Raw genomic sequence first — 3,938 nt, 5'->3', positions numbered from 1 at the left:
GGGTCCGCCCGGGCTGCGCGGGGGAGACGGCGATCCGCCCCGGCTGCGCCCCCGCCACCCGTGGTGGAACGCCCCCCGGCACGGGCACGAATTCCGGCACCGGCGCCCCGGACTCGTCGGCCGGCACGGGCAGCACCGGCCCTCGGAGCGGGAGCGGCGGCACCAGCACGACGGCTGGCGGAGCCAGTGGGACAGGTGGGACCGGCACCACGGGCGGGAGCGGCGGCACGGATACCGGCAGCGGCGGCACCGGCGGGAGCGGCGGCACCGGCGGCGGAGGGGCCGCCCCGACCGGGCAGAGCGGGGCGACCTGACCGTACGACAGCACCACCGTCCGGGCCCGGCCACCGTGAGTGACCGGGCCCGACGTCCGTTCGGGCGCACCCCCGGGGCGGACCGTCGCGGGGTGGGACACCGGGTCGATCCCCGGAGGGGCCGCCCGAACTGCTGTGGTTGTCCAGATATCGAGGGGTCGCAACCCGGGTGGCCCCTCGGGTATCGTCCGTTCGTTCAGTCGGGGATGCGACGATCAAGCCATTCACCCTAGCCAGTTGTCAGACGATCGGGCAGAATTCGGAAGCGATCCTGGCAGAGAGTGATCACATCCTCGCCGATCCGTAGATCTCTGACGACGGTTCCCCGGCGGCACGCCGTCCCCCACGGTGCCGGGTGTGATGGAGGCCCCGGTGTCCCACGAGCGACCTGCCACGGAGCGGGCGGCGACCTTCCGGGAGGTGTTCTCCCAGGGGGAGTACCGCGCGGTCCTCACCGCCACCACCCTGGCGTGGGTCGGTGACTACATCGCCAAGGCCGCCGTCACCGTCCTGGTCTATCGGCAGAGCGAGTCGGTCGCCCTCTCCGCCGCCGCCTTCGCGGTGAGCTTCCTGCCCTGGCTGATCGGTGGGCCGCTGCTCGCCACCGTCGCCGAGCGGTATCCGTACCGGCGGGTCATGGTGACCTGCGACCTCATCCGGATGGTCTTCGTCGCCCTGGTGGCGGTGCCCGGGATGCCGATCTGGGCGATCCTGTGTCTGCTCTTCCTCACCACCCTGGCCAACCCGCCGAGCCAGGCGGCCCGCTCCGCGTTGATGCCGCTGATCCTCACCGGTGACCGGCTGGTGGTCGGCCTGTCGGTGAACGCCAGCGTCGGCCAGGCCGCGCAGGTGGTGGGTTACCTCGTCGGTGCGGCCATCGCTGCGGTCGACCCGACCGCCGCGCTGGTGGTCAACGCGGCCACCTTCGCCCTCTCCGCCGTCCTGGTCCGCCTCGGGGTGCGTGACAGGCCCTCGGCGATGACCTCCGCGCACCGCAGCCACCTGTTCCGGGAGACCGGGGAGGGATTCCGACTCGTCTTCGGCGACCCGGTCCTGCGGTCGATCGCCGTGCTGGTCTTCAGCAGCATGCTCTTCGCCATCGTCCCGGAGGGCCTTGCCGCCGCCTGGGCCCGGGAGGGAAACAGCACCGACCTGGACGCCGGGGTGGCCCAGGCGGTCATCATGGCCGCCAACCCGGTCGGTTTCATCCTCGGCGGTCTCGTGATCGGGCGGGCGGTCCGACCCGCCCGCCGGGTACGCCTCATCCGACCGTTGGCCGTCGCCGCGCCGCTGATGCTGGTGCCCGCCCTGTTCGACCTGCCCCCACTGGCGGTCGCCCTGCTCGCCGCCGCCTGCGGAGCAGCGGTCGGAGGACTGCTCCCGGTCGCGAACGGCCTGTTCGTCCGGGCTCTTCCGGACGGCTTCCGGGCCCGCGCCTTCGGCGTGATGGCCACCGGACTCCAGGTGATCCAGGGCATCGCGGTGCTGGTCACGGGGCTGTTGGCCGAACATTTCTCGATCCCGGTGGTGGTCGGGGTGTGGAGTGTCGCCGGGGTGGTGCTCATGCTCCTGGTGGTGGCCGGGTCCCCGACCCGGGCGTGGTACGAGGTGACCACCGGTCAGCGGGGGACGGCACCGGCGGCCCGGTCACCCGAGACGCCCGCCACCCGGACCACCACGGGGACCGAGGCCCGCCCACGTTGACCCGCCGACGTCGCGGGGTGCCGGAGCGCGGGGTGCCGGACCTGCGCCGACCCCGTCGACGGTAGGGGTGTGACCGAGCCCGCAGCCCGACCGGCGGTGGGCGGCGGCCGGGCCGGGAACCCGCCTGGCAGGATGGAACGGTGAATCCCGTAGGTGAGTCCGACCAGCCGAAGGTGACCTTCTTCGAGGCGGTCGGCGGCGAACCCACCTTCCGTGCGTTGGTGGACGAGTTCTACGCCGGCGTCGCCGACGACCCCGTGCTGCGGCCGATGTATCCCGAGGAGGACCTCGGTCCGGCGGCGGATCGGCTCCGGCTGTTCCTGATGCAGTACTGGGGTGGTCCGAACACGTACTCCACCGAGCGGGGGCACCCTCGGCTGCGGATGCGGCACGCCCCGTACCGGATCGGGGCGGTGGAGCGCGACGCCTGGCTGCACCACATGCGCCGGGCGGTCGACCGGATCGACCTGCCGCCGGAGGCGGCCGCCGCGCTCTGGGACTACCTGGAGCGGGCCGCGTACTTCATGGTCAACGTGATGGAGGACCCGGCCGGACCGGCCTGACCCGGACCGGGTCCGCCCGCCTCACAGGAGGGCACCCTCGTCGTGCAGCCAGTCCACGAAGGTCGTCGCCACCGCCGCGCCACAGTCGAGCATCTCCACCAGGAGCGCGTCGTGGGTCCCCGCACCGAGCGGAACCTGGAGTTCGGCGTAGATCGGTAGCTGCCCACGCTCGGTCGGGTCGCCCACGTACGCCTTGCAGAACCGTCGGGTGTGGTTCCACTCGTTCACCACCCGATAGGCCCGGTCGGCCCAGTCCGGTGGGACCGTCGCGTGTGGACGGGCCCGCATCACCAGGATCTCGTCCTCCGGCCCTTCGAGCGTGACCAGCACGGCGTGCCGCTCCCACATGGCGAGCAGGTTGCCGTCGCCGTCGGCCAGGTAACGGACGTCGAGCCGGTCCAGGGCGGTGCAGACCCGGCTCAGTGTCACAGGTTCCACAGTGACCGGCATGTCGGTCATCGAAGCCCGGTCCGTCGTCGGGCAGGCGTCCCCCGGTGGGCGTGGGGACGGCGGTCCGACCCGGACGCTGTCGTCCACTGTGATCCCGCTTCGAGTTTCCCGTCCGCCGCCGTCGGCGGGACCTGGGCGCCATGACCACCACGGCATCGCTCGCGCACCTCACTCCCCAGCGGATCCAGCTGCCTACGGTGCGTTGGATCCGAGGATGGACGGTACCCGGACAGCCGAGCTGAAGCACCCCCCCAACGGCAGCCCCAGCCCAGAAGAACGAGTGAGGGTCAACCGAACGGACGAGCCCGGACCGGAGTAACGGCGAGATCGACGACCTTCTGCGACCATGCCGCGCCGAATGGTCCCACCAGGCCGACCCATCGGCCACTCGCCCGGACCCCCACCCCGCCGGCCAGATCGGCGTCGACGGAGCCCACGAAGCCCATCCGGACCAGTCCCTGGATCAGTCGCTGGGACACCTCCACCGGCTCCGCCGGACCCGTGTCGGGGGTGACCACCACCGGGACGTGGTCGAGCAGGGCGTCCCGGAGGATCCGCTGCCCGACCGCCCGGCCCCCCACCCCGTGGGCGGCAGCGGTACGCAGGGTGCCCGCCGCCGCGTCCGCGATCCGGCGGACCTCGGCGGCGGGCAGCGTCTCCACCGCCCGGCTCCCGGTGGGGGGAAGGGGCCACCGCCACTGGGCGTCCCGACGGGCGGGTAGCTCCGTGCGGCGGTTCTCCAGGGCGGCCAACAGCTCTCCGGCGGCGACTGTGGCGTCTGCGGGGCCCGTCCCGGCCACCGTCCGGACGACGAGCACCGCCCGCCACCGGTCGCCGACGAGGGCGACGGAGATTTGTTGATCTTCGCTGCGGCGAAGTCCGCCTGGTTCGTCGGGCACCCCGAGGA

4 protein-coding genes are annotated in these 3,938 nt (G+C 72.8%); 2 read left to right on the top strand and 2 right to left on the bottom strand.

The window, feature by feature from the left end; all coding sequences use genetic code 11:
- The first annotated feature begins 674 nt into the window (after positions 1-674).
- Positions 675-2,018 (top strand): MFS transporter, encoded by a 1,344-nt coding sequence (locus ABT336_RS26980; protein WP_350900349.1) that lies wholly within the window; start codon positions 675-677, stop codon positions 2,016-2,018.
- 140 nt (positions 2,019-2,158) lie between these two features.
- Positions 2,159-2,581 carry a globin gene (locus ABT336_RS26975; protein ID WP_350900345.1) on the top strand — a complete coding sequence of 141 codons (423 nt, stop codon included), beginning with the start codon at positions 2,159-2,161 and terminating at the stop codon, positions 2,579-2,581.
- A 21-nt stretch (positions 2,582-2,602) separates the two neighbouring features.
- On the opposite strand, the gene ABT336_RS26970 is transcribed toward ABT336_RS26975, so the two are convergent.
- Together ABT336_RS26970 and ABT336_RS26965 are read right to left on the bottom strand one after the other, a co-directional pair.
- Positions 2,603-3,187, bottom strand: coding sequence for a type III secretion system chaperone family protein (locus tag ABT336_RS26970; RefSeq protein ID WP_350900343.1), 585 nt, complete (start codon positions 3,185-3,187; stop codon positions 2,603-2,605).
- A gap of 131 nt (positions 3,188-3,318) precedes the next feature.
- Positions 3,319-3,930, bottom strand: coding sequence for a DUF8185 domain-containing protein (locus ABT336_RS26965; RefSeq protein ID WP_350900347.1), 612 nt, complete (start codon positions 3,928-3,930; stop codon positions 3,319-3,321).
- Positions 3,931-3,938: the final 8 nt, after the last annotated feature.

Source organism: Micromonospora sp. NPDC000207 (genome assembly GCF_040300925.1).
Taxonomy (GTDB): Bacteria; Actinomycetota; Actinomycetes; order Mycobacteriales; family Micromonosporaceae; genus Micromonospora.
Note: the sequence above shows the minus strand (reverse complement) of the source record. Positions and strands in the feature narration are given on the sequence as shown.

Bases quoted from the DNA above. Each gene is read 5' to 3' on its own strand.
- ABT336_RS26980 (WP_350900349.1), top strand. From the start codon at position 675: ATGGAGGCCCCGGTGTCCCACGAGCGACCTGCCACGGAGCGGGCGGCG.
- ABT336_RS26970 (WP_350900343.1), bottom strand. From the start codon at position 3,187: ATGCCGTGGTGGTCATGGCGCCCAGGTCCCGCCGACGGCGGCGGACGG.